The sequence below is a fragment of the Rhizobium sp. BT-226 genome (assembly GCF_025847085.2).
Classification (GTDB): domain Bacteria; phylum Pseudomonadota; class Alphaproteobacteria; order Rhizobiales; family Rhizobiaceae; genus Rhizobium; species Rhizobium sophorae.
Map to the genome: position 1 here is coordinate 256,480 of NZ_JAOYTI010000003.1, position 25,318 is coordinate 281,797.

The 25,318-nt window shown below is 59.0% G+C and carries 21 protein-coding genes and 1 pseudogene; 15 read left to right on the forward strand and 7 right to left on the reverse strand.

The window, feature by feature from the left end:
• Genes OIU37_RS20710 through OIU37_RS20725 form a run of 4 tightly spaced genes read left to right on the forward strand, consistent with a single transcriptional unit; the run spans position 1 to position 3,873 of the window.
• The gene (locus OIU37_RS20710) at positions 1–975 is read left to right on the forward strand and encodes an ABC transporter permease (RefSeq protein ID WP_171603280.1); all 975 of its coding nucleotides are present in this window, start codon (positions 1–3) and stop codon (positions 973–975) included.
• A gap of 5 nt (positions 976–980) precedes the next feature.
• The gene (locus OIU37_RS20715; RefSeq protein WP_264258563.1) at positions 981–1,895 is read left to right on the forward strand and encodes an ABC transporter permease; all 915 of its coding nucleotides are present in this window, start codon (positions 981–983) and stop codon (positions 1,893–1,895) included.
• Entirely contained in the window at positions 1,892–2,869 is a 978-nt protein-coding gene (locus OIU37_RS20720) for an ABC transporter ATP-binding protein (RefSeq protein WP_264258564.1), read from the forward strand. The genes OIU37_RS20715 and OIU37_RS20720 overlap by 4 nt, the downstream gene beginning before the upstream one ends.
• Positions 2,869–3,873, forward strand: a complete 1,005-nt coding sequence (locus OIU37_RS20725; RefSeq protein WP_264258886.1) for an ABC transporter ATP-binding protein — start codon at positions 2,869–2,871, stop codon at positions 3,871–3,873. Before OIU37_RS20720 ends, OIU37_RS20725 begins: the two co-directional genes overlap by 1 nt.
• Positions 3,874–3,922: 49 nt before the next feature.
• On the opposite strand, the gene OIU37_RS20730 is transcribed toward OIU37_RS20725, so the two are convergent.
• Both OIU37_RS20730 and OIU37_RS20735 read right to left on the reverse strand, forming a co-directional pair.
• Complete coding sequence (locus OIU37_RS20730) at positions 3,923–4,348, reverse strand: CBS domain-containing protein (RefSeq protein ID WP_171603284.1); 426 nt, start codon at positions 4,346–4,348, stop codon at positions 3,923–3,925.
• A gap of 332 nt (positions 4,349–4,680) precedes the next feature.
• Positions 4,681–5,730: an AI-2E family transporter gene (locus tag OIU37_RS20735; RefSeq protein ID WP_171603285.1), complete on the reverse strand. Its 1,050-nt coding sequence runs from the start codon at positions 5,728–5,730 to the stop codon at positions 4,681–4,683.
• Positions 5,731–5,873: 143 nt separating this feature from the next.
• On the opposite strand from OIU37_RS20735, the pseudogene OIU37_RS20740 reads away from it, so the two are divergent.
• From OIU37_RS20740 to OIU37_RS20750, 3 genes and pseudogenes are all read left to right on the forward strand, one after another.
• Positions 5,874–6,874: pseudogene (locus OIU37_RS20740) on the forward strand (alpha/beta fold hydrolase).
• 135 nt (positions 6,875–7,009) lie between these two features.
• Positions 7,010–7,684 (forward strand): L,D-transpeptidase, encoded by a 675-nt coding sequence (locus tag OIU37_RS20745; RefSeq protein ID WP_264258566.1) that lies wholly within the window; start codon positions 7,010–7,012, stop codon positions 7,682–7,684.
• A 13-nt stretch (positions 7,685–7,697) separates the two neighbouring features.
• A complete protein-coding gene (locus OIU37_RS20750; protein ID WP_264258567.1) occupies positions 7,698–8,234 on the forward strand; it encodes an OmpA family protein in 537 nt (178 codons plus the stop codon).
• A 316-nt stretch (positions 8,235–8,550) separates the two neighbouring features.
• On the opposite strand, the gene OIU37_RS20755 is transcribed toward OIU37_RS20750, so the two are convergent.
• Complete coding sequence (locus OIU37_RS20755) at positions 8,551–9,021, reverse strand: Hsp20 family protein (RefSeq protein ID WP_264258568.1); 471 nt, start codon at positions 9,019–9,021, stop codon at positions 8,551–8,553.
• Between the two features lie 254 nt (positions 9,022–9,275).
• Between OIU37_RS20755 and OIU37_RS20760 the strand changes: the two genes are divergently transcribed.
• Positions 9,276–9,602: a hypothetical protein gene (locus OIU37_RS20760; protein WP_264258569.1), complete on the forward strand. Its 327-nt coding sequence runs from the start codon at positions 9,276–9,278 to the stop codon at positions 9,600–9,602.
• A gap of 107 nt (positions 9,603–9,709) precedes the next feature.
• On the opposite strand, the gene OIU37_RS20765 is transcribed toward OIU37_RS20760, so the two are convergent.
• The gene (locus OIU37_RS20765; RefSeq protein WP_171603291.1) at positions 9,710–12,193 is read right to left on the reverse strand and encodes a glycoside hydrolase family 3 C-terminal domain-containing protein; all 2,484 of its coding nucleotides are present in this window, start codon (positions 12,191–12,193) and stop codon (positions 9,710–9,712) included.
• 219 nt (positions 12,194–12,412) lie between these two features.
• Here OIU37_RS20765 and OIU37_RS20770 point away from each other — a divergent pair, with 219 nt between their 5' ends.
• Positions 12,413–13,051, forward strand: a complete 639-nt coding sequence (locus tag OIU37_RS20770; RefSeq protein ID WP_264258570.1) for a TetR/AcrR family transcriptional regulator — start codon at positions 12,413–12,415, stop codon at positions 13,049–13,051.
• A 46-nt stretch (positions 13,052–13,097) separates the two neighbouring features.
• On the opposite strand, the gene OIU37_RS20775 is transcribed toward OIU37_RS20770, so the two are convergent.
• On the reverse strand, positions 13,098–13,937 hold the full coding sequence (locus tag OIU37_RS20775) for an alpha/beta hydrolase (protein WP_171603293.1): 840 nt from the start codon (positions 13,935–13,937) through the stop codon (positions 13,098–13,100).
• A gap of 123 nt (positions 13,938–14,060) precedes the next feature.
• Between OIU37_RS20775 and OIU37_RS20780 the strand changes: the two genes are divergently transcribed.
• The gene (locus tag OIU37_RS20780; protein WP_264258571.1) at positions 14,061–15,002 is read left to right on the forward strand and encodes a LysR family transcriptional regulator; all 942 of its coding nucleotides are present in this window, start codon (positions 14,061–14,063) and stop codon (positions 15,000–15,002) included.
• Positions 15,003–15,099: 97 nt separating this feature from the next.
• Here OIU37_RS20780 and OIU37_RS20785 read toward each other — a convergent pair whose 3' ends face one another.
• Both OIU37_RS20785 and OIU37_RS20790 read right to left on the reverse strand, forming a co-directional pair.
• Positions 15,100–18,126 carry a glycoside hydrolase family 38 C-terminal domain-containing protein gene (locus tag OIU37_RS20785; protein ID WP_182207919.1) on the reverse strand — a complete coding sequence of 1,009 codons (3,027 nt, stop codon included), beginning with the start codon at positions 18,124–18,126 and terminating at the stop codon, positions 15,100–15,102.
• Positions 18,127–18,395: 269 nt separating this feature from the next.
• Entirely contained in the window at positions 18,396–19,415 is a 1,020-nt protein-coding gene (locus OIU37_RS20790) for a LacI family DNA-binding transcriptional regulator (RefSeq protein WP_182207921.1), read from the reverse strand.
• 170 nt (positions 19,416–19,585) lie between these two features.
• On the opposite strand from OIU37_RS20790, the gene OIU37_RS20795 reads away from it, so the two are divergent.
• The 5 genes from OIU37_RS20795 to OIU37_RS20815 all read left to right on the forward strand — a co-directional run bounded on the left by OIU37_RS20795 (position 19,586) and on the right by OIU37_RS20815 (position 25,259).
• Positions 19,586–20,845 carry a sugar ABC transporter substrate-binding protein gene (locus tag OIU37_RS20795; RefSeq protein WP_182207922.1) on the forward strand — a complete coding sequence of 420 codons (1,260 nt, stop codon included), beginning with the start codon at positions 19,586–19,588 and terminating at the stop codon, positions 20,843–20,845.
• Between the two features lie 63 nt (positions 20,846–20,908).
• The gene (locus tag OIU37_RS20800) at positions 20,909–21,790 is read left to right on the forward strand and encodes a carbohydrate ABC transporter permease (RefSeq protein WP_020047465.1); all 882 of its coding nucleotides are present in this window, start codon (positions 20,909–20,911) and stop codon (positions 21,788–21,790) included.
• A complete protein-coding gene (locus OIU37_RS20805; protein WP_171603298.1) occupies positions 21,783–22,619 on the forward strand; it encodes a carbohydrate ABC transporter permease in 837 nt (278 codons plus the stop codon). Before OIU37_RS20800 ends, OIU37_RS20805 begins: the two co-directional genes overlap by 8 nt.
• A 13-nt stretch (positions 22,620–22,632) precedes the next feature.
• Entirely contained in the window at positions 22,633–23,775 is a 1,143-nt protein-coding gene (locus OIU37_RS20810; protein WP_171603299.1) for an ABC transporter ATP-binding protein, read from the forward strand.
• Positions 23,776–23,885: 110 nt separating this feature from the next.
• Positions 23,886–25,259 (forward strand): NosD domain-containing protein, encoded by a 1,374-nt coding sequence (locus tag OIU37_RS20815; protein WP_240603793.1) that lies wholly within the window; start codon positions 23,886–23,888, stop codon positions 25,257–25,259.
• Positions 25,260–25,318 lie beyond the last annotated feature (59 nt).

The window sequence follows — 25,318 nt, forward strand, 5'->3', positions numbered from 1 at the left end:
ATGGTCACATCCATTATCAGGCGGTTGATACAGGCGCTGTTCGTCGTTGTCGCGATGACGATCATTGTCTTCATCGGCGTCAATGTGATTGGTAATCCGGTCGACATCCTCATCAACCCGGACGCCAATCAGGCGGAGCGGGCACTCGTTATCGCCCATTACGGCCTGGATCAGCCGCTGTGGAAACAATATCTGCTGTTTCTCCAGGGACTTCTGCGCGGGGACTTCGGCAACAGCTTCGTTTATGGGCGGCCGGCGCTGGGTCTGATCCTTGAACGTCTCCCGGCGACACTCGAACTGGCGATCACGGCTCTCGGCATCGCGCTGCTGTTCGGCTTGCCGCTTGGGCTGTATGCAGGGCTCTACCCCAATCGGATTTCCTCCAAGCTGATCATGAGCGGCTCGATTCTGGGCTTCTCGCTTCCGACCTTCTGGGTCGGCCTTATGCTGATCATGGTATTTTCCGTCGAGCTCGGCTGGTTGCCGACGAATGGCCGCGGCCCGACGCAGGAACTGCTCGGCGCACAATGGTCGTTTCTGACCGCAGACGGCATCAGGCACCTTTTATTGCCGGCCTTCAACCTGGCTCTGTTCAAGACGTCGCTCATTCTTCGGCTGACCCGCGCCGGCGTGCAGGAGGTCCTTCCTCAGGACTATGTGAAGTTTGCCCGCGCCAAGGGATTGCGAGAGCGGCGGATCATTTCCGTGCACGTTCTCAAGAACCTGATGATCCCGGTGGTGACCATCATCGGTCTCGAGTTCGGCTCACTGATCGCCTTTTCGGTCGTCACCGAAAGCATCTTTGCGTGGCCCGGCATGGGCAAGCTCATCATCGACTCGATCAACCTTCTCGATCGCCCGGTCATCGTCGCCTACCTGATGATGATGGTGCTGCTCTTCGTCGTCCTCAATTTCATCATCGATATCTGTTATACCCTTCTGGATCCGCGGGTCCGGCTGGAAGGAAAGGCTTGACCCTCATGGCCGAACCACGAACGCAAGACACAAGTGCTTCAACGCCCGAACCCAGTCGTCTGTCGAAAGGGATCGCGGATTTCTTCAGCTCTCCAGCAGCCGCGATCGCCTTCCTCACGCTGGTGATCATCTGTTGCCTGGCGCTCTTCGCGCCATGGATCTCTCCGCAAAATCCCTATGATTTGATGCAGCTCGACATCATGGACGGACGACTGCCGCCGGGGTCCGAATCCATTACCGGGCTCGTCTATCACCTCGGTACCGACAGCCAGGGCCGCGATATCCTGTCCGGCATCCTTTATGGCCTGCGTACCTCGTTGCTGGTGGGCGTTCTGTCGGCTTTCGCTGCTGCCATCATCGGAACCTCAGCCGGATTGTTTGCCGCTTACGTGGGAGGGCGCACGGAAACCGCGATGATGCGGCTCGTCGACCTGCAGCTGTCGTTTCCCACCATATTGATGGCGCTCATGATGCTCGCCGTGCTCGGCAAGGGAGTGCCCAACGTCGTGATCGCACTGATCATCGCCGAGTGGGCGACCTATGCCCGAACGGTCCGCGGCACCGCTCTGGTCGAGCGCGAGAAGGAATATATCGAGGCAGCCCGGATGCTGCGCCTGCCCGGATGGCGCATCCTCTTCAGGCACCTGCTGCCGAACTGTCTTGCGCCGGTCATCGTCATCGCCACGATGCAGATCGCCCGGGCAATCGGCCTCGAAGCAACCTTGTCCTTCCTCGGTCTCGGTGCATCCGTGACCGAACCCTCGCTCGGCATGCTGATCTCGACGGGCTACCAGTATCTTCTGACGGGCCTTTACTGGATCAGCTTCTTTCCCGGCATTGCCCTTCTGGTCACGATCGCGGCGATCAATCTCGTCGGCGACCGGCTGCGCGATGTCCTCAACCCGAGGAACATGTCATGACCCCATTGCTGCAAGTGAGCAATCTCGTCACCGAATTCGGCGGCGGCAGGGGACGCCCCAGCCTTTGCGCCGTTAATGATGTGTCGTTCACGGTGGAACGCGGCAAGGTCCTTGGTCTTGTCGGAGAATCCGGATCCGGAAAGTCGGTAACCGGCTTCTCGATCATGCGGCTCCTCGATAAGCCCGGCCGGGTTGTAGGGGGCAGGGTCATCTTCGACGGCGCCGACATCGCGAGATATTCGGATGAAGAGATGCGGCAGCTGCGCGGCAAGCGGATCGCCATGGTATTCCAAGATCCGATGATGACGCTCAACCCGGTCCTGACGGTCGGGACGCAGATGGTGGAAGCCGTCCAGGCACACGACAGGGTCTCGAAGGATGTCGCCCGGCAGCGGGCGCGGGATGCTTTGGCGCTGGTCGGAATACCAAGCCCTGAAGAAAGGCTTGCCGCCTACCCGCATCAGTTTTCCGGCGGAATGCGCCAGCGCGTGGCGATTGCCATCGCGCTTCTTCACAAGCCGGACCTTATTATCGCCGATGAACCGACAACGGCGCTGGATGTGACGATCCAGAGCCAGATTATTTCCGAATTCCAGAAGCTCACCGAAGAGGGAAATACGGCGGTGATCTGGATCACCCACGATCTGGCGATCGTCTCAAGATTGGCCGACGAGATCGCCGTCATGTATGCCGGCCGCCTTGTCGAGACCGGACCGGTGGGCAAGGTTCTGACCGATCCTCACCATCCCTACACCGCCGGTCTGATCGCGTCCGTTCCTTCGCAAAACAGACGCGGAGAGCCTCTTCACCAGATCCGCGGCATGACGCCGGCCATCAACCGCCTCCCACAGGGATGCAGTTTTCGTACGCGCTGTGATCGGGCAACCGACGGCTGTCTGGTCATGCCGGCGCTCATGCCGGAAGGCAATCGCTCCTTCCGCTGCATTCATCCCGTAACGAAAGAGGTAGCATGATGACGGCGACCGCCGCGCCCCTGATCGAAGCGAGGAACGTGTCGCAGCGCTTCGGAGCCAAGCCCGACCTAGCCGCTAAGATCGCGCTCAAGCTCAAACTGGCCAAACCGGCGCCTGTCGTTCACGCGCTTGACAATGTCAGCCTCAGCATTCGGCCCGGAGAGGTTGTCGGCCTTGTCGGCGAAAGCGGCTGCGGGAAGTCGACGCTTGGCCGCGCCATTGCAGGGATCACCTCGCCAAGCCAGGGCCAGATTCTCTGGAAGGGGACGGACCGAAGCGCCATGTCGACAGGCGAGCAGCATCAGTTCGGTCTCGCCTGCCAGATGATTTTCCAGAATCCGATGGCGGCTCTCAATCCGCGCATGACCGTCGAGCAGCTTATCTGGGAGGCGCCCCAAACGCATGGGCTTGCCCGCTCGGCGGAACGCGACGCCTATGTCGACAGATATTTGATGCTGGCCGGTTTCGACCCGGCCATGAAAAAGCGATACCCGCACCAGTTTTCCGGTGGCCAGCGGCAGCGCGTCAATATTGCCCGCGCGCTCGCCGTGCAGCCGAAATTCCTCGTCTGTGACGAAAGCGTCGCGGCGCTCGACGTTTCCATCCAGGCCCAGGTCATCAACCTGTTCATGGAACTTCGTGACAAGCTCGACCTGACCTATTTGTTCGTCAGCCATGATCTCGGCGTTGTGGAACATATTTCCGATCGCGTTGCGATCATGTATCTCGGCCGCATCGTCGAAGAGGCGCCCGTCGAGGAGGTTTTCAGGCGGCCCAATCATCCTTACACGAAAGCGCTTTTGGCCGAGGTGCCGCGCATCGAAACCGGCAAGCGGCAGTTCAAGCCCGTCGATGGCGAACTCCCCAGCCCGATAAACCCGCCGAAAGGCTGTCACTTTCATCCGAGATGCCCGTTTGCGATGGACCGCTGTCATATAGAACCGCCGGTGAAAAAGGAAATTGCACCGGGGCACCTGTCGGCTTGCCACCTCAATGATGAATGATCTCAAACGATAGGATCGCTGATTGCTTCAGGCCTAAATCATCCCTATTCTAATGTGCATGAGCGCCGCCCGGGCGGGACACTTTTGTCAACCCGGCTCCCGCTGCAGCGGTGTCCGCCAGAGACGCATCGCCGAGCGAGATGACGCCGGTAAGGCGTTTGTCACGATTGACGACGGGAAGGCGGCGGACCTGGACCTGCCCCATATTGCGGGTCACGTCGTCGACATCTTCGTCTTCGAAACAATATTTGACATCGCGCGACATGACATCTCGCACTTTTGCATCGCCCCCTAGTCCGTCGGCAAGCCCGCGCACGACGAGATCGCGGTCCGTGATAGTTCCGACGAGTCGGTCGTTGTCGCCGACCGGCAGGAAGCCGATCTGCCTGTCGGCCATGCACCTCGCGATTTCGGCTATCGTCTGATTAGGGTTGGCGATTTCTACATCGCGCGACATGATCTCTGACACTTTCATGGTCTTTCCTCCTGCTTGTGCGGTTAGCGGAACGTCAAACGTTGCGGTGAGAGTCGTTCCGAAAGGAGGCGGCTCCATTTATGTCCGCTCCTCCTGGTCACTCCTCGACCCATCTTCAACGGGGCTTATCAGGATCCGACCAGAGGGTCTGGACTTCTGCCGGCAGTCCGTGGCGCACTTTCCGCACCTTGCTCGGATCACTATAGTAACATGGGCCCCGAAAACCGACCTTGCGGTTGGCGTCGATTGGACATGATGATGGCTCGAATCTATCAAACCAGCCAGGGAGACGAAAGTTCCGGAAGCCCTCGCTAATTGCTCCGGCCGCATCGTCAGGAATCCGCCGTGCCCTCCTCCTCCACGAATATCCCCCAAGCGGCGATGAAGAGAGCGGCTATCAGCGGCCCGATCACGAAACCATTGATGCCTAGTAGAGAAATGCCGCCAATGGTGGAAATGAGGACAACATAGTCGGGAAGCTTGGTTTCCCTGCCGACCAGGCGCGGCCGCAGAAGATTATCGACAAGACCGATGACGAGGGCGCCGACCGCAACCAGCACAATCGCCTTCACCCAAAAGCCGGCCAGGGCCAGGTAAATGGCCGTGGGCACCCAGATCAATGCGGCGCCGACCGCAGGCAGCAGCGACAGGAAGCTCATCAGTACGCCCCACAGAAGGGCTGGCTCGACGCCGAGGCCCCAAAAGGCGATCCCGCCGATCGAACCCTGGATGATGGCGATGATAATATTGCCTCGCACGGTCGCGTGAACGACCGAAGTGAATTTGGAGGTGAAGCGAAGGGTATGGGCATCGCTGAGAGGCAGCGCTCTTCTGATGGCGCGGGCAACGGCGCGCCCATCCCGGAACATGAAGAACAGGAGATAGAGCATCACGCCGAAGGTGACGAAGAACCGCAGGGTGTTCTGACCGAGGCTCAAGGCGCGTCCGGCAAAAAAACCGCCGCCCTGCATCAATGCCGAGGAAACGCGGTCCTGAAACGTATCGACGCCATTCAGCTCGATGCTCCGGAGCCAGTCGCGGAGGAACAAGGGCAATGCTTCCTGCAGATTATGAATAAAGCTCCGGACGTCGATCTCGCCGCTGTCCATACGTTGATAGAGATGGTTGCCCTGCTGAACGAGTGAACTGAGGACGATCAGCCCGGGAATGATCACGACGCAGAGACAGATCAACACAGAGAGCGCTGCAGCAAGGTTTCCCCGCCCACCCAGCCGAGCCTCCATACGGGCGTGAAGCGGGAAGAAGATGATAGCGAGGACGACTGCCCAGAAGATCGCCGAATAGAACGGTAGCACGACGGCGACGAACGCAATGGTCACGAGGACCAGAAGCACATAGAAACTGACACGCTGAAGTAGCATTCGATCTTTCCGCTTCGAAACCGCGATGATGGTAGCACAGATGCGGCGGCAGCGCTGGGCCTCCCCTTCCATCCTATTCTAACGGCTCGATAACGCAGGCGCCGTCTCGCAACCGGCCGGAACTTCTGCTTGCGATTTTCGTTATGCGGCTCATGTTAATGAAGCAATCAGACCAGCCGACGCTCGGAACAACAATTCACGTTGAAGATCAGGATGTTCACATCATTGACGGTGGCAACCCACATGGCATTCCAGTCCTCCTCCTGCATGGCTGCGGCAGCCTAGCGCAGGAAATTTTGTTTCCCTTCGACAACAGCGACTTCCGGATCATTGCACCCGACCGCCCCGGCTATGGACTGAGCACGCCGCTTGCACCGGCTGAGCGTGGACCTGAGGGACAGTCCTTCTGGCTTGAACGCCTTCTCGCCTCTCTTGACCTGCCGGAGGTCACGATCGTCGCGCACTCGATCGGCAGCGCAGCCGCGCTACACCTTGTGGCAAGAAGACCAGACCTCGTCAGGGGACTTTTTCTCATCTCTCCATGTTGCGGGCCGGTGCCGCCGAAGCCGTTGATTGTGCTTAGATCGGCGGTCGCTCCGGTGGTCGGACCGTTGATCCGCCAGCACGTCATCGGCCGGTGGCCCGCATTCTTTCTCGATCGAGGCCTGAGGTCGTCCTCTTTTCCCAATCCCCTGCCTTCTCATCTCTCGAACCTGCCGGCCTCTCACGTGGTCAATCCCATTACCATCTGCACGATGGCCGACGAGTTACGCGCCTTCAACCGAGACATGGAGCGACTTCCAGATCTGCCTGGCGATCTTCCCCTGCACGTTCTCTTCGGGATGGCGGACTGCGTGATTTCACCAAACTGGCATATCGATTGGCTTTGCAGGAAGCATCCGGGGCCGATCGTCAGATTGCTGGAAGGTGTCGGGCATTTGCCCCATCATGTGGTCCCCGGCGTGGCGCGACGGATGCTTGAAGATCTTGTGGAGGCATCCGCACAAGAAACGGAACTCCCGCGTGTGAGGAGCATCGGCTCGCAGACGGTTGCGGAAGCGCCATCTCGCAAAGAGTACATGCCGGTTTCAGAGGAGATGAATCCCCGGCCTTTAATTCGAAGCGCTGCGGCATTCCAGGGTAACGATGGGGCAATACCAGACACAGGAGGCCCGCGACCCGATCTCCGCCTTTAGGGTGGAGATGATTTTTCTATTGTGGCAAATGAAAAATCTGATTTACTGACGCTTCGCTGCTTGGCTCTAAGGGGATATTGCCGATGCCGTGGACTCGCAGAAATATTGTGCTTGGTGGATTGGCGTTACTTGGCGCCGGTGCAATCCGGAAACCGGTCTTTGCCGCGGCGTCCTCCTTTTTCGACGGCACCACCGTCGACAACGGCGTGACCTTTCGAAGAACCAACTTCGCCAAGATCGACAGGAAGTGGCACCGCCAGGTCGTCAAATATTTCAGCAGCGAGCCGATCGGCACCGTCGTCGTCGATACCAGGCACCATTTCCTCTACGTGATCATGGAAAACAAGACGGCCATCCGCTACGGCGTCGGCGTCGGTCGCGAGGGCTTCAAATGGTTTGGCCGCGCCACGATCGACGCCAAATCGCTTTGGCCGCGCTGGACGCCGCCACCGGAGATGCGCAAGCGCCATCCCGAACTGCCCGAATTCGTGGCGGGAGGCTCACCGAAGAACCCACTCGGTCCCCGCGCCATGTACCTGCATCGCGACGGCGTCGACACCGGCTATCGCTTCCACGGCACGTTGGAGCCGTGGAGCATCGGCAAGGATGCCTCCAGCGGCTGTATCCGCATGTTCAACGAAGACGCCATCGATCTTTACCAGCGTTGCCCGATCGGGACGGCCGTGCAGGTTTTGCCGCATATTGCCGACCAGGCTGAAAGCGCCACTCAGGTCAGCCAAACAACCCCGGTCGAATAAGGAATATTCCCTGATGTCTGCTACAACAGGATACGCGAGGCGCCTTCTCGCCGTGGCCATGCTCTTGGCGCTCACCGCCTGCTCCACCACTGAAATCGCCTCTTTGGAAGAACCCGCGGCTGCGCCGATGACCGGGCAAACCAACGATCCCGCCCCCGGTTTCGAGAATGTAGGGGCTGGCAGTGAAGAGGATTTCATCCTTAATGTCGGCCGACGGATCTACTTCAAGCAGGACTCCGCCACGCTCGATTCTGTCGCCATGGCAACATTGGATAACCAGGCCATCTGGCTGAACAAGAACCCGACTTGGCTGCTCAAGCTGCAGGGATTTGCCGACGATTCCGGTTCCGCATCCCAAATGGCGGCGTTGTCGCAGAAGCGCGCCGATGCCGCCATGGCCTATCTTGCCTCCAAGGGCGTGGACGCGAAGCGGATGTGGGCGAGGGGCTACGGGAACGAGCGCGAAGTCCGAGACTGCACAGATCGCTCCTGCAGGGTGCAGAACCGGCGCGTCGTCACCAATCTCCGCACCGAGCCCGACGCCGTCTGATCTCTTCGCGAATGCCCTCCGTGCAAAAAGGGATGAAGCCACGTAATTCGCGGCAAGACGACGTCGCGTAGGAGCATTTGCAGGGGATGCGGCGAAGCCGGCATGGTGGTCCGCCGGACAAAGGGCCGGCCACCAAGCCGGCCCTCCTGCATCCAACTCAATTCAGGATCGCGCTACCGGAACCGCGGCTCCGGAGCGGAGCTTGTCAAGAAGCTTCGAGAGCACACGCTTTCCAGCATCCTTTGCGTTTGCCCCACGGCGTCTCCTGATTTCGACCGTGAACGGCTTTTTCCGGGACTTCATCGAGAAGCCCTCCTTAAGCCACCTGGCGCTCGGCTTCGATCTGAAGAGGCGCCTGCTGAAAGGAGCCATCTCCAATGGCGATTTTGCGCGGCTTCATGGCTTCCGGCACCTCACGCTTCAGCGCGATCGAGAGAATACCGTTCGTCAGCGACGCATTCTCGACCCTGACGTGGTCGGCGAGTTCGAAGCGACGTTCAAACGCGCGCCCGGCAATGCCGCGATGCAGATATTCGCCATCCTTCCCCTCGGTCTTCTGGCCTTTCACCACGAGCACGTTCCGCTCCTGGGTGATATCAAGGTCGGCCTCGGCGAAACCGGCGACTGCCATCTGGATGCGATAATCGTCTTCGCTCGTCTTGACGATGTCATAGGGTGGCCAGGTCTCGATCGCCTGCAGCCGCTGCGCATTGTTCAAGAGGCTGAAGACCCGATCGAAGCCGATGCTGGACCGGTAAAGGGGTGCGAAGTCAAGTTCGTTTCTCATAGCCATATCCTCCGTAAAGCAACATGGAATGGAGACGCGTCGAAAACACGTCCCCGGTCTGGTCGACCCGCCTTTGCGCTGCCGACGAAAATGATCTGGTTTCGAGCGTTTTTCGATTCAAGAGGACATCTAAAAAAATTTTTGGTCGAGGCTTCAGGCAGACCGCAAACCTCTTGAACGCTGTTTTCCTTCACCTAAATCGAATGGTGCCTGAAGATGTTCTTCGCTTGTGTGGAAATTTTTGGGAGAAGTTCATGACCAGCAAAAGCATCAGCAAGACCACTCCGGATGGCGTCACCGAGGCGATCTCCGCCTCGTACATTCTTCATCCCCATCGCCATTTCAGCTCTCCAAACGAAGTCCTCGCCGCCGACATCTCCGCGCAGGAGAAGAGAGCGATACTGGCATCCTGGGCTTCGGACCTCTACGCGGTGGAGTCCGTTCCGGAGCTGCGGCAGCCGCCAGGCGTGCAGTGTCCGGTTCGCTATGCCGACATCCTCGCCGCGCTCAAAGCCCTGGATGGCGGGGGCGGCAGGCAAGCCTCGTCGGGAAAGGGCTACGACGCTCGCGTCCTTGGATGACTTCGCGGATCCGGGCTCGGTGAACATGAGTGGAGCGATTGTTCCCGCTGGGATTGCGAGCGCGAACCTTGTGAATCGGATGGGGCCGGAACGGCGAACGTGGCGGTTTATCCGATGAGGCTGGTCGCTTGGTGCGAAGGCGGCAGCAGGGTGTCGAGTGGTGACGGCAGATCGACCACGAACCTGATATCCGCGGCATTGGCCGCCACGACCAGCTGGTAGTCGCCGGGCTCAGTGCGGAAGGCGCCGGCCTCGACGTCGAAATAAGCGAGATCACGCGGCAGGATCTTCATCACGGCTGTCCCTGTTTCACCGGGCAGCAGCGAAAGCTTTGCGAAGGCGCGCAGTTCCTTGTCCGGCCGCTCCACCCTGGACTTTGGCGAGCGCACATAGAGCTGGACCAGTTCCGATCCGGCGCGGTCGCCGATATTGGTCAGATCGAGGCTGACGGTCACGCCTTCGGGACCCATTTCACTCGCCGACAGCCGCGGCTCGCTCCAGCTGAAGCGGGTATAGCCAAGGCCGAAACCAAAGGGGAAGAGCGGCTCGACAGCGCGTGTATCGTGGTGACGGTAGCCGACGAATACGCCTTCGGCATAGCGCACATGCCCATCCTTACCCGGATAGACGGCTCGATCGCCCGTCATGGCGGAATTGTCGGCAAGCGCTTTCGGGAATGTCTGCGGCAGGCGCCCGCCGGGCTCGACGTCGCCGAAGAGGACATCGGCGACGGCATTGCCCAGTTCCTGCCCGGGATACCAGATCTGCAGCACGGCGCGAACCTTGTCGAGCCAGGGCATTTCCACCGGTCCGCCGGTCTGCAGCACGACCACGGTGTTGGCGTTGACGGCCGCAACCCGCTCGATCAGTTCCTCCTGCTTACCCGGAAGCCGCATATCGGGCAGGTCCAAGCCTTCGGTATCCCATTCGCCGTCGCGGCCGACGAAGAGAAGCGCCACATCGGCATTCAGCGCCGTCTCGACGGCGTCCTCGATATCGGCCTCGCCCAAAGGCTTTTCGACGCCGAAGCGAATGGCCGTGAGGTTGATCCCCTCCCCGGTCGCCACCGGCGTGTCATACTCGACGGTGACGACATGGGCCTTGCCCGCATCGAGCGCTACCGTGCCGCGCTGTTCATCATTGGCCGTGCCGAAATAGTTCTCGCCGCGCGTCCAGCCGTCATGGCCATCGACCATAAGCCTGCCATCGACGAAGAGCCGCGCCAGTCCAGCATTGGTCATGCCGAAGACATGATCGCCGCTCTCCTCCGGTACGAATTGCATCGTCATCCGCGCCGAAAAATCGGCGGGGTCGAGTTCGCCTGACGGCAGCTCGAACCAGAAGAACTCGCCCTTGTCGACGGTCTCGACATGAAGCGGAGTGCCCCGGCAGCCGCGCCCCTTGAAATATTCGACGGTGATCTTTCCCTTGGCCACTTCGATCAGACGGTTATGGCGGCAGCCGACGGCGTGGCTGACGCTGTTGGCATTGGAAAGGGCGGCTCGAATCCCTTCGAGCGGACTGACAGTGTAATGCGCCGCGATCTGGGCGCTGCCACCGCCCATGACGCGTGCGGTGGCGGCGTTGGGTCCGATGACGGCGATCCGGTCGAGCGAGGTCTTTGCAAGTGGCAGGATGCCGTCGTTCTTCAGCAGAACTGCGCCTTCCGCGCCGATGCGCCGGATCAGCGTCCGGTGTTCCGGCAGGTCGATCGCCTGCTCCGTGAGATCAGGCTTCTTCTCGAACGCGCCGACCCGCTCGAGCAGAAGCAGGATCCGCCGTGCCGCCGCCCGCACGGTGGCGGCTTCGACCTTCCCTTCACGAACGGCCGCAACCAGTTTCTCGCCGCGATCGCGCGCCGGGCCGGGCATTTCGAGATCGAGACCGGCATTGATCGTCTCGGCCGTCGAATGCGAACCGAACCAGTCGGACATGACGATACCGTCGAATCCCCATTCCTGGCGCAGCACCTTGGTCAGCAGCCACGCATGCTCGCTCGTATAGGTGCCGTTGAGGCGATTATAGGAGGACATGACAGCCATCACGCCGGCACGCCGGACAGCCTGTTCGAAGGGCGGAAAGTAGATTTCGCGCAGCGTCCGTTCGTCGATATCGGAAGACATGGTCTGCCGCTCGATCTCGGATTCGTTGCCGGCGAAGTGCTTGATCGTCGCCGCGATCCCCTGACTCTGCACGCCCTTGATATAGGCGACGGCGAGGTCCGCGGTCAGCATCGGATCCTCGGAATAACATTCGAAATTTCGCCCGTTGAGGCCGGAACGATGAATGTTCACCGTGGGCGCGAGCAGCACGGCGGCACCCTTGCTCTTTGCCTGGTGGGCAAGCGCCACGCCCATGCGCTCGACCAGATCGGGATTCCAGGTGGCGCCGAGCGCGATGGCGACAGGAAAGCAGGTCGCTTTGACGCCGCCGACCAGCGAACCGGCGCCGCGCGCGCCGTTCGGTCCGTCCGTCACCTTGATCTTCGGCACATCAAGACGCTCGACGGGAACCGTCGTCCAGAAGTCGGCGCCGGACAGCAGGGAGACCTGCTCCTCGAGCGTCATCTTGTCGAGAATGGAATCGATCATGCAAACCTCCCTTTCAATGGAATTGGGGCATTGCGAAGTGCTGCCTTCCGCACGGGCGCAAATCCATCCACCCTTCGCAGGCAGCTCTTAAACCTACCGATTACTCGGTATTTTTAAGATGTCAACTGACGAAGCCTGATATAGGAATAGAGAGCGTCGGAGAAATCGGTGGGGGATTGATTGGTGGCTTACCGCTAGAAGAAGCCGACGGGAGAGACGATGGCAGAGTTATTCGAATCGAAGACCGGACAGGACGAAAAGCGACGGCGCAGATCCCGCAAGGGTGAAGCGCGCCGCGCGGAGATCCTGACAGCCGCGATGCGGCGCTTCGCCGAAGACGGCTACCGGAATGCTGCCATCGCGGATGTTGCCCGCGACGTCGGCCTGTCGCTGCCCGGCTTGCTGCACCATTTCCCGACCAAAGTCGATCTGCTGCTCGCCATTCTGGACAAGCGCGATCTCGAAAGCGAAAGCTTCATCGGGCCCTATCGTTCCGATCTCCGCGGCCTGCTCAATGGCATGGTCGAGGTCTTCCGCCGCAACACCGATATGATCGAAGTCATCAGGGCCTTCGCCATCCTGAATGCCGAGAGCCTGATGAAGGATCACCCGGCCAAGGCATGGTTTCTCGATCGTGCCAAGCAGCTGCAGAACGACATCGCCGCCACCTTCGACCAAGCCGTCACCGATGGCTCGATCGACGGCAAGATCGATGGCAGGGCGATGGCAGCCGAGCTCATCGCCGTGATGGACGGCCTTCAGATGCTCTGGCTGCGCGATCCCACCCGCTTCGACATGGTCGGCGGGTTGGAAGCCTATGTTGGCCGGCTGCTGGCGAGCCTCGGTTTGGAGGATTGAGCGTCAGCTTGGAGCTCGGCGCTCGGAGGCCGGTAGAGGATGCGCCCTATCTTCCATCAAAACGTGCCAACCAGACCATGATGCGGCTTACGGCTTTGTCATATCTTTGCCCGACAAGCAGACCTGTGTGTGTCGCGCCTGGGAGACCTAGATACTCACCACCGATGTGGCGTGCCGTCGCCCTGCCTCGATGCTCGTCGGATTCGTCGTTGACGGCGCAAATGACGAGGCTGGGGCACGTGATCTTCTCGCCTTCGATGGAGATTCCCTCCGCCCCGAAATGAAAGGAAAATGCGCTGAATGCCTTTGCAGATTCCATGGACAGGTACTTCCGCTGGAATTCGATATCCTCGCGTGTTTCATCCGCACTGATTTGCTCGTCGCGCGCGGGAGCAGGCACGACGAGGCCGGGCATTCGCAACGCAAGATCGCGATAGGGCACTTCGGCATGCACTTCCTTGCAAATGCTGGAATCGATCAGCACCAGCCCGGCAATCTCCACGTTTTCCGCCAGCTTCTGGCTCAGGATTCCGCCCATGCTGAATCCGATCACGATGGGAGGGGCTCCACATTCTTCGACGATTTCGGAGATCACCAGCCGGATGTCTTCCAGGTAATCTTCAAACAGGATTTTTGTGAAATCCACAGACCTGCTTTTGTAATGCCCTCGCAGGTTGATGCAATAAGAGCTCCATCCCGCCGATATGAAATGCGGAATGTACTTGCTCCACATCCAACTGCCGGTAAAGGCACCATGAACGAAGAGCAAAGGCGCCCGACCGGATTGCCCTGGACCGCCCTGCCCGTGAAATATTTCCAGAAATAAGTCATTCTCTCCAATGTATTTTCCCGTGTGCTCGGGTCGATTTTTTGCATAGTCCCGCATGCCGCTCACTCCTTTGATTGGCCGGCCGTTCATCCGGAACAGAAGATATTTCCTACGCAATATTGATCAATCGAGGATCCTGGACATACATAAAGGATAAAATGTCTCCAATTGGGTGCTGATATGGAAGGGCCTGCAAGCCTTGTCGCCTTCGTTTACGCCGCCGAACAGCAGAGCTATGTCGCTGCCGCCAGGGTTGCCGGAGTTTCGCCATCCGCGATCGGAAAAGCCGTGGCGCGCCTCGAAATCCGACTGGGCGTGCGGCTCTTCAACCGGACGACGCGCAGTATCAGCCTGACCGAGGAAGGAGCGGTCCTCTACGAACGCTACAAACGCATCCTCGATGACATGGATGACGCAGAGGCCACAGTCTCACGAAGCCGGGAACGCCCGAGGGGACGCCTCCGCGTCAGCGTGCCGCATATCGTTGGGCATCACCTTCTCATGCCGATCCTGCCCATTTTTACCGAGCGATTTTCGGAGATCGAACTGGACATCGATTTCGAAGACAAGGTCATAGACCTGGTTGCAGAGGGCCTCGATGTCGTCGTGCGGAGTGGTGAGCTTGCCGATGCACGATTGATTGCCCGCCATATCGGCGATCAGCATTTCGTCGTTTGCGGAAGTCCCGATTATTTCAAGCGCCATGGGCGACCGGAGACCCCGGATGACCTCTCCCGGGATGCCTGCATTCACTTCAAATACCCATCCAGCGGCCGGCTCGCGCCATGGGCATTCCGCCCGCCATACGAGCGGCAACTTTTGCCGAGAAGCCTGACATTCAACAATACGGATGCAGGGCTGTGGGCAGCACGGGACGGTTTGGGCCTCGCACATCTGCCCGTCTACGTCGCAGAGCCCCATATGCGAGCCGGAAGTCTGGCTCCCGTGTTGACCTCCTTCATGGTGCCCTACGGCTCGCTCTCGCTCGTCTGGCCGTCCAATCGTCAGCTTTCACCCAAAGTCCGCGCTTTCGTGGATTTTGTGGTTGCGAACTTTGCCGCCCGACCTGACGCTTTTCGACCGCTGGATGCGGCTGGCGGCTCATCCAATTCTGGGGGATAGCGGCCGCTTTCAGGAGCGCCCGCCAGTTCTTCAAATCATGGTGCGACATGCTTGCCATAGGCCATTTGATTCCCGGCACGTATGGGGCGATTAGGCGTCAGGCTTTCTGCAGCTTCCAGGTCCGGATTTCGAACGGCATGATGTCGGCAGGTCCCTTTCGCTCCATCGGCTCTTCGAGAATGTTCAGCGGCTGCGATGCTGCCCATCCGGAAGGCAAGTTGAGGGCGAGCCTGCCGCGCCGGCCGGCTGGTTCGTAAAGGCGCAGGATGAGGCCGTCGCCCTCTTCCGCCGGCTTCAGGCCTGAGAACGCGACAGGGATGCCGGTGACCGCAAGCGGCGCGAAAGTGCCGGCGGAGAGGCCGCTGGCCTCAGCCGCGACGAGCGGTTGATTAAGATCGATCGCCTCGTCGAGAACGCCGCCTTCATGCCAGGCGCCTTCATGCGGCATCAGCGCATAGGTGAAGCTCTGCTCTCCTTCGTCGGCCAGCGGATCCGGATAGATCGGCCCGCGCACGAGGCTTATGCCGATCACATTGCCGCGGGCGCTATGGCCATATTTGGCATTGTTGAGCAGCGCGACCCCGAAGTCCGGCTCGCTGATATCGACGAAGCGGTGCGCGACGGCCTCGAACATCGCCTGCTCCCAGGACGTATTCGTGTGCGTTGCCCGCTCGACGATGCCGAAGGCGCATTCGAACGTTGCGTTGCGGGCCTGCGCGGCGACCGGGTTCAAGGTTCGCAGCAGCGTGCGGCGTTCATGCCAGTCGATCGTGGTTTCGATGTCGAGCCGCCTGGCGTTGGCCGTCAGCACATAGGTCTGCGTGACGCTCGAATTCCGGTAGCGGTAAACGACGCGGATCGCCGCGCGGTGCGGGCCTTCTTCAACGAGGGTGATGCTATCAGGCGTATCGAGGCGGACGGCCTTTTCGGCATAATCCGCATCGATGTCCCAGGCGTCCCAGTTGCGCGGCTTGTCGGCCGGATAGACCCAGAGCTGGTTTGCCGAGCCGTCGATCGCTTCCCGGCCCGTGGCCTTGTGAATGAGGCTTACAACCGCTCCGTCCTTGCCGATAGCGACCGAGAGGTGGTCGTTTTCGAGACGGTCGGGGCCAGCCTTCAGCCCGCCCGCCGGCTTGAGCGAGCCCTTGTCGAAGACCGCAACGGACAAGGGGGCGACGAGATCGGCGGCCGCGACGACCGTACCGTCGGAGAGTGTCGCGCTGAGCGGTCTGGCCGCAAGAGACGGATTGACGACGACGAGGGCATCGCCAACCCCGCCCTTCGGCAGCTTGGTCGACAGCGCCTGCAACGACTTTGCCTGCTCGGCCTTGGCATGGTCGATGACGCCGCCCAGTTCCTGCTCTGCATCCTGATAGACTTCGCGGATGCTCGACCCCGGCAGAATGTCGTGAAACTCGTTCTTCAGCACAATGCGCCAATCCGCTTCGAGGCTTCGGGGCCTGTCTGCTCCGAGCATATGCGCCAGCGAAGCGATGATTTCGGCGGTGATCAGCGCCCGTTCGGCCTGGCGATGCTTGCGCTTGACGCCGCTTTGCGACGTCAGCGTGGCGCGGTGCAGTTCGAGATAGATTTCACCGTCCCACACGGGAAGGTTTTTTTCCCCCGCGGTGCGGTGCGCCTGCTCATAATAGCTTTTGACGGTGCCCCAGCGGGCCTGCGGGATAGCCGGGAAATCGCGCAGCTGCACCTCGCGCTCGACCATCTCGGGCGTGACGCCGCCGCCGCCGTCGCCATAGCCGACGGCCAGAAGCGAGGTATCGTGCTGCGTCTTGCCACGGAAATTCTTCCATGTCGGCACGTAGCAATCGGGTTGCACGAAGCCGTTATAACCCTGCATCGGATTGTCGAACGTATGGGTCAGAACCTGGCTGCCGTCGAGACCCTTCCACCAGAAGAGGTCGGAGGGAATATGGTTGGTCTCGCTCCAATTGACCTTGATCGTGAAAAAGCTGTCGATGCCGCCCTGTCTCAGAATTTGCGGCAGCGCGCCTGAGAAACCGAAGCAATCCGGCAGCCAGCAGACCGTATGACGGGTGCCGAAGGTCTTTTCGAAATAGCGCTGGCCATAGAGAACCTGGCGGGCGAGACTTTCGCCGGTCGGCATGTTCGTGTCGGGCTCCACCCACATGCCGCCGACGGTTTCCCACTTTCCGTCCGCGACCTTCTGCTTGATGCGCTCGAGAAGCTCCGGGTCTTCCTCTTCTATCTGCGCGTAATAATGGGCGGTCGATTGATTGAAGCGGAAATCCTCGGAGCGCTCCATCAGCGACAGCGCCGTATTGAAGGTGCGCCGCATTTTCCGCCGTGTCTCGCGATAAGGCCAAAGCCAGGCAAGATCGATATGCGCATGGCCCGTCAGCAGCAGTTCTCCATTCGGGGGAAAGCGCTTCTGCAGTTTCTTCAGCTTTGCCATCAGGGCATCGAAGGCTGCTGCTGCCGAAGCGCTTTCCTCGTCCGTGAGACCCGCCGGATTTTCCTGGAGCTCCGGCAGTTCCCAGATCTTCTGCTGCATGACCGCGCCAGACGTGCGGGAGATATAAGCCGCCGTATCCGATGGCCAATCGAGACTGCGCAATGCATGCTCGGCGGCATCCATCAGATGCGGCACGACTTCATGTTCACCCAGCGCATCGATCGCCTCGGCCACCTGCTTCAACAGAAGATGCAGGCGGTGAGCCGGGCCATCGAGCCAGATAAAGCGGGCCTTGTTGAGCCTCGGAGCGCGATTGGGCTCGCCGAACGGAAACCGGGCGACGGTTTCCGTTGCGATCGAAAAGCTGCGGCCCTTCACCGGGAATTCCTGATGATAGGGATCGAGACCGAATGTTTCCGTTTCTCCATCGGGATAGCTCAGCGTAATCAGGCTCTCGCCGCCGAGATCGAGCTGCAGGCGAATGTCCGCGAGCGGCCACGTCTGCGGCGCTTCAGCGGTCGCGGCAAAATGCACTACCCCCTGGCGGTGCGGCCAATTCTGGTGATGTGCGATCGGCTCGCCGTCAAAAGTCCAGCCGTCGATCACGGCACTTTGTCGATCTCGCCAATGCGCCAACTCGGCAATGCGAACTTTCAGACGATCGAGGCGCTGGGCAATGGTCAGAGGCATGGCTTATCCTGTTGAAAATCGACGGCTGACAATCTTGTCGTCATGCTTTTGGGGTCGTGGACATGGTTTTGGGGGAGATGAAGATGGCGCGATCGACATCGCGATTGCCCGGCCCCTCCTCCAAGCGGGCTTGCAGAGTCTTAGATTAAGTAACTTTGATTTGGCGTCAAGCCCGGAAGAAGTAAACCGCTCCGGGTTTACCGGATGTCGCCGTTACGTTCTTGCGAAAGCCGCTTGCTCGCCCAGACGCTCTCGTGCATGAGGTTAGACTACAAGGAGGACACCGAAAGTCGCTCCACCAAATTACAAGACATAACCCGACTGCTCGGGTAAACTTCGCTTCCCGCCACCACGTTATTCAACAATTCCGCCCCTTGCAGACCGAGATCGTAATATGGCAAAGCGGCAGTGGTCAGCTCCGGCTTCAGCGCCAGGGAAACCGTCCGGAAATCGTCAAAGCCGACAATACTGATATCCTCAGGAATCCGGAAACCCAATGCCATGGCCGCGATGTAGATTTGGATCGCCATTTCGTCGTTGCCGCTGATGATTGCGGTCGGTCGATCTCTTTGCTGAAGCATCTCGGTGGCGGCGGCAAAAACGTAATTCTTCTCTGCTCCAACGGGTCCTTCCATTCCAAGGCGGATCGTGAGGTCACTGTCCGCAAGGCCAAAGTCGCTGGTGGTTTTGCGGAAAGCGTCGAGGCGCAGTTCCGCTCCCAACAAAATGGGATTGAGCCGGATGTAGCCGATCTTTCGATGCCCTTTTTCGAGCAGGTAGCGGGTGAGATCTCGCGAGCCCTGGTAATCATCTGGCTCGATTGACGGCAACAATTCGCTCGTTTTTGGTCGGCAGTTGATCATCACTGTGGGGATACCGACGTCGCCGGTTTCGGGATCAATGATGCGATGGTACATCGTTACGTAGAGAACGCCGTCAATGCGGTGCGATTGGAACATTTTCCAAATTTTAACTTCCTGTTCGGACGCACCGCCGGTGTTTGCCATCAGAATGGTCTTGCCGTTAGCATTGGCCCAATCCTGGATCCCGCGAACGATGTCCACTGAGTAAGGCGTCGTCGACACGTAGTCAGCGATGATGCCAAATGTGTTGGAGCGACTTGAGCGTATTTGGCGCGCGGCCATGTTCGGCACATATCCGAGGTCTCGAATTGCCCTTTCGACCCTCTCCCTCGTTTCCTCGGTCACATATGGTTCGCCGTTAATGACCCGAGACACAGTTTTGTTGGAAACTCCGGCCACTTTCGCGACGCTGACTATGCTGACCATGTACGCCAATCTCCTTGCCCGGATTCGTTTTAAACCAGCCGCATGACAACGTCGACATATTTTTCTGACAACGTCGTCATTCCATATTGACAACGTCGTCATACGAGGACTACCTTCGGAACAAGAAGGAGGGCTCAGTGCAAGTGCAGCGAGCCAAATGGGAGGAATCAATGAAGAAATTGCTTGGTGCCAGCGCACTCGCGCTTGTTTTCATAGCCGCCACTGCCAATGCCGAAGCCATCAATATCTTGGTCGAAGGCGGCGGGGAAATGTTGCAGAAGGCGGTCGCCGAGAAGTTTACTGCCGAAACCGGCATCAAGGTGAACTTCACGACCGTTCCCTATCAGGGTGTCTTTGACAAATTCTCAGCTGAAATCGCGTCTGGCTCTTCCGCGTTCGATGTCGTGACGATCGACGTCGTATGGAATGCGAAGTTTGCCGGCCACGTCGAGGATCTTTCGGCTCTTTTCACCGATGCGGTTCGCGCGGATCTGCCGCCTGTCTTGCTTGCCGATGCGAAGGTCGGCGACAAGCTGATCGGTATGCCCGCCTGGGCCAATGCCGAGATCGTGTTCTATCGCAAGGATCTATTTGATAATGCGGAGGAAAAGGAGGCTTTTCAAGCCAAGTATGGCTATCCTCTCGCGCCGCCCAAAACCTGGCAGCAGTGGCGCGACATCGCGAAATTCTTCACGCGTGACACTGACGGCGATGGAAAGACTGACTTGTGGGGCACCGACACCATCGGCACGTTTTCAGAGGAATGGATGGCGCATGTGCTGCAGGAGGGTTCGCCAGGGGTGATCCTCGATAAGGACGGACAGGTCATTATCGACAATGAGGCGCACAAAAAGGCGCTTGAATTCTACATCGCGCCACACTGCGTTGATCATTCCGTTCCTGAAAATGTGAACGAAATCGGCTGGGGCGAGGCGCAGAACCTATTCTACCAGGGCAAAACAGCCATGATGAAGTTCTGGGCGCATGCCTACAAGATGACGCCTGCGGATTCAAAGGTCAGCGGCAAGGTCGGCGTGGTGCCGATGCTGGCCGGCGACGCCGGGATCGCAGCTGTTCCCGGTCCTTGGTACAACGTCGTTCCCTCGACATCCCAGCACAAGGACGCAGCGAGAAAATTCATCTCGTTTGCCATCGCCAATAATGCCCTGGGTATCGAAGCTCCGCTCGGCCTTGCAGCGACGAATTCCGCCTATCGCAGCTATTCAGGCAAGACCGGCTATGAGCACTTCCCGCCACTTCTTGAGACGCTCAGCGCGCCTGCCACCCAGGGCCGGCCGATCAATGAAAAATATCAGGAAATAGTCGATGAAGCTGTGCTGCCGGCTATCCAGCAGGCACTCACCTGCAAGGCAGATATCGGGGAGGTCCTGACGGAAGCCAAGGAAACGATCGAGGACATTCTCAACTAGCCTCGTACATTCCTCAACATCGTGGGGCAAAATATGCCCCACCCTTAGCTTTCGGAGACGGACATGTCGGGTGAAGACCGATTTGTGCTTTGCATGCTCGCGCCTGCAGTCGCCATCCTCGGCGTGCTGGTCGCTTACCCGGTGGGGCTCTTAGTATTCGATTCCTTTTTCAAGGTTGATACGATCACGCCCCATATTCGCGAATGGGTCGGTCTGCAGAACTATGTCGATGCCTTGACGTCGAAACGTGTCATGGAAAGCGCTCTGCGGACCGTTCAGTATTCGCTGTTCGCGCTGTTTTTCGAGTTCACGTTCGGCTTCTGTGCGGCGCTGCTTTTTTCGGCGCTTGCCGGTCAATCGCGGTGGCATCGCACGATCTTCGCTCTGCCGCTGATGGTTCCACCCATCGTCGCGGGTCTACTCTGGCGGTTTCTGCTCGTCGGCAATATCGGCATTCTGAACTACGGGCTCGTCCGTTTGGGTCTGATAAGCGATCCAGAAGCGATCGCATGGTTGTCCAGCGAAGATATCGTCATCTATTCTGTTTCTTTTGCCGACATCTGGCTGACGACTTCCTTTGTCGCCCTTGTGTCCTATGCCGGGCTGACGAACATCCCGAAAGACCTGCTGGAGGCAGCGCGGATCGACGGGGCGAATGCGCTCAAGCGCTTTTGGCATGTCACCCTTCCCCTCATGCGGCCGGTGATCGCGGTCGTGGTGATCGTGCGGGGCGTGGATGCTGCAAAGACATTCGACCTGATCTGGATACAGACGCAGGGTGGTCCCAGTCATGCTTCTGAAGTGTTCTCGATGAACATCTACCAGCGCATGGTTCGGTTCGGCGATCTTGGCGAGGCTTCCGCGTCCGGAACGTTGTTTCTCATCGTCATGATGCTTTTGGCGGCGGTCGCCTATTGGAAGATATGGAGGCCGGTACATGCGTAGAGCTCCCAGCCTCAATCTCAGCGGAATCCTGATCAACGCGGCAGCTCTCGTGTTGGTGCTATCCTACGCGCTGCCTTACATCTATCTCCTCATGACCTCCATCAAGCCGGCGGCGGATGTCCAGCAGATCCCGCCAAGCTTCTTTCCGGCCGTTGTATCGTTCCAGAACTTCCGCGAAGTGCTGCGATCCTCCACTTTGCCGAGAGCCTTCGTCAATTCCCTCACCGTCGCGGTGCTGACGACTGCTCTCTCGCTTTCGGTGGCCGTGCCTGCCGCTTACGTTGCCACGCAGTACCGGCGCCGGATCACCACCATTTTCCTGCTCTTCGCCCTGGTGACGCGCATGGTGCCGTCGGTGGCGCTCGGAGTGCCGCTGTTCCAGCTTTTGAAGTCGCTGGGTCTGCTCGATACCATTCCAGGCCTGGTCCTCGCTCACACGTCGGCCGCGGTACCACTGGCACTGCTGCTCATGTCCGCCTTCTTCGAGGGCATACCGAAGGAGCTCGAAGAAGCAGCGCGCATGGATGGCTGCACACGATTCCAGGCGTTTCGAAAGATTGTCCTTCCGGTCATGACAGGGGGGATAGCGGTCACCGCGCTCTTTACGTTCATTACCAGCTGGAACGAGTTCCTCTACGCGCTGCTGTTGACGTCCGAGGCGACCAAAACGGCGCCGATCGTCATCGCCGAATACAATTCGGTCTACGGGCTCGCCTGGGGGGCGATGACCGCCGCAGCCGTCCTCTACTCACTGCCGGTCATCATCGTAACGCTCGCACTGCAAAAACAGATCGTCGGCGGCCTGACTTTCGGCGCTGTGAAGGGATGAGGGAGGCAAAGGCATGGCCGGCATAGAACTGCGCAATATCAACAAGGTCTACGGAAACAGCTTTCACGCTCTGCACGATCTGAGCTTCGACATCAGGGATGGCGAGTTCATGGTGTTTGTCGGTCCGTCAGGATGCGGAAAGTCGACGGCCCTCAGGATGATCGCTGGCCTGGAGAGCATTACGAGCGGTGAACTCAGGATCGGTGACAGGCTGGTCAACGACGTCGATCCCAAGGATCGCGACATCGCCATGGTCTTTCAGTCCTATGCGCTCTACCCGCACAAGACAGTGCGGGAGAACATCGCCTTCCCCTTGCTGATGGCAGGCCTGCCGAAGACCGAGATTGCCAGCCGCGTAGACGAAGCCGCACGCATCCTCGAACTGACGACTTTGCTCGACCGCAGGCCGGCACTCCTTTCAGGAGGCCAGCGTCAGCGTGTCGCCATGGGACGGGCGATCGTCCGCAAACCAGCGGCCTTCCTGATGGATGAACCGTTGTCGAACCTCGATGCCAAGCTGCGCGTGCAGATGCGCGCCGAGATCGCCAGCCTCCAGAGAAAACTAAATGTCACGACGATTTACGTGACCCACGACCAGGTCGAGGCGATGACAATGGGTGACCGCGTCGCTGTCATGAAAGGCGGTGTGCTGCAGCAAGTCGACACACCGCAAAACCTGTACAATCGTCCTGACAATGTCTTTGTCGCCGCCTTTATCGGATCGCCCTCGATGAATTTGTACGAGGCCGTCCTGAATGGGAGGACGCTGACCCTGGGCAGCAACAGCTTGCAAATCCCCGACCAGGTTTTCGAACACCGCCCCTCGCTCAACGGTGCGTCTAACCGTCAGGTCATTGTCGGTATCCGGCCCGAGCATATGAACGATGCCGCAATCCGGCCCTCTTCGGCCGAGATCTCGGCCCCGGTCACTCTTGTCGAGGCGCTAGGTTCTGAATCCATGGTGCATTTGAATATCGACGCCACCCGTGTAGATGCCGGCGACCCGGACGCCGTCGCCGAGATTGGCAACGAAAAGGCTGCTGTAGCCCGCTTTTCTCCAAAGAGCACCGTACGCGCAGGCGACATCGCGCGCATCGCTGTCGATGCCGACGAACTCCATTTCTTTGAACCGGACGTCCGCACCAGCATCTGGTGACGGTGCGCAGGATCGAACGCATTTCCCCAGGCGGCTTGCGAGCAACAAGCCAATCAAGACATCGGTCTACTCTCGCTGTGGAGTAGAAAATGACCGAGGAGACATGAACAATGGTAAGTGAAAACTTTTACGACGTAACACAATATCCCTTAGGCAACCCCTATGAGGATATCGGCTCGGTCATCAACAGCATCATTGCGGATATTAAGAGCAGGCAAGCGGTTCGCGACCAGAATGACGGCGGAAAGCCTGGAGCCGTGATCTATATTCCGCCAGGCGATTATCGTCTTGTCACCCAGGTCTTGATAGACGTGAGCTATCTGAAGATTGCAGGCTCGGGACATGGCTTTACGTCTTCGAGCATCCGTTTCAACACACCTGCAGACGAACTTGCACAGTGGCGTGAAGTGTGGCCGGGCGGGAGTCGCATACGTGTGGACATGTCTCCGGACGCCGCCGACGGTGAGGCTGGCGGAGCCGCGTTCTACGTCAAGCGCACCGGCAATCCTCGCATAAGCTCTGTGGAGTTTGCCGATTTTTGCATCGATGGCCTGCACTTCATGGACGACGGTTCGGGGCAGGATGATGCGGAAAATACCTACAGGAATGGCAAAACCGGAATCTATGTGGGTAGCGCCAATGACTCATTCCGAATAACGGGGATGGGCCTTATCTATCTGGAACATGGCGTGACTGTTCATGACGCGGATGCGCTGGCGATAGACAATAATTTCATTGCAGAGTGCGGCAACTGTATCGAATTGAAAGGTATGGGGCAGGCCTCGAGGATAGCGAATAATTTTGTCGGAGCCGGATATAGGGGACATTCCGTCTACGCTGAAAATTACGGCGGCATTCTGGTCTCTTCAAACAACGTCTTCCCTCGGGGCGCGAGCAGCGTCTATTTTTCCGGCGTGGCGCGTTCCTCGATCACAGGAAACAGATTCCATTCCTTCTATCCCGGAATGCTGGTTCTTGCTGCGAATTGTTGCGAAAACCTGGTGTCCTCAAATCACTTCCTGCGAGATCGCGAGCCGTGGGCGCCTATGCAAAAGTACGATAACGGCCTGGATGACCTGTTCGGACTTTTGCACATTGATGGCAGCAACAATTCGGTCATCGCCAACCACATTTCAGAAACGATCGATACTCAATATATCAAGCCTCTCGCCGCAAAGCCTGTGATCATCAATGTCGTTTCCGGTAGCGGCAACTACATCGCCAACAATCACATCGTGGCCACAACCGAAATGTCGCAGATCAACGATGCACCAAACAGTGCCTGTTTTTCAACGCAAGTGGGCGCATTGCTTTCAACGGACAATTTGAAGGCGCTCGAGGTAACGGCAGTCCTGGTGCAAAGGGGTTCGGTGCGGAATACAGTTCTGGATTCAGGCAGTGCCGAACAGGTCGAGATGGACAGAACAGTGAATGCTTTCAGGGGCACGCCAGTTCCCGGGCAATGGTCGGCAGAGTTTCACTAGACCGAGCATGGCTAGGCCGTCGGTCGAAAAACCAGTGACTATTCGCAGTTGTGTTCATG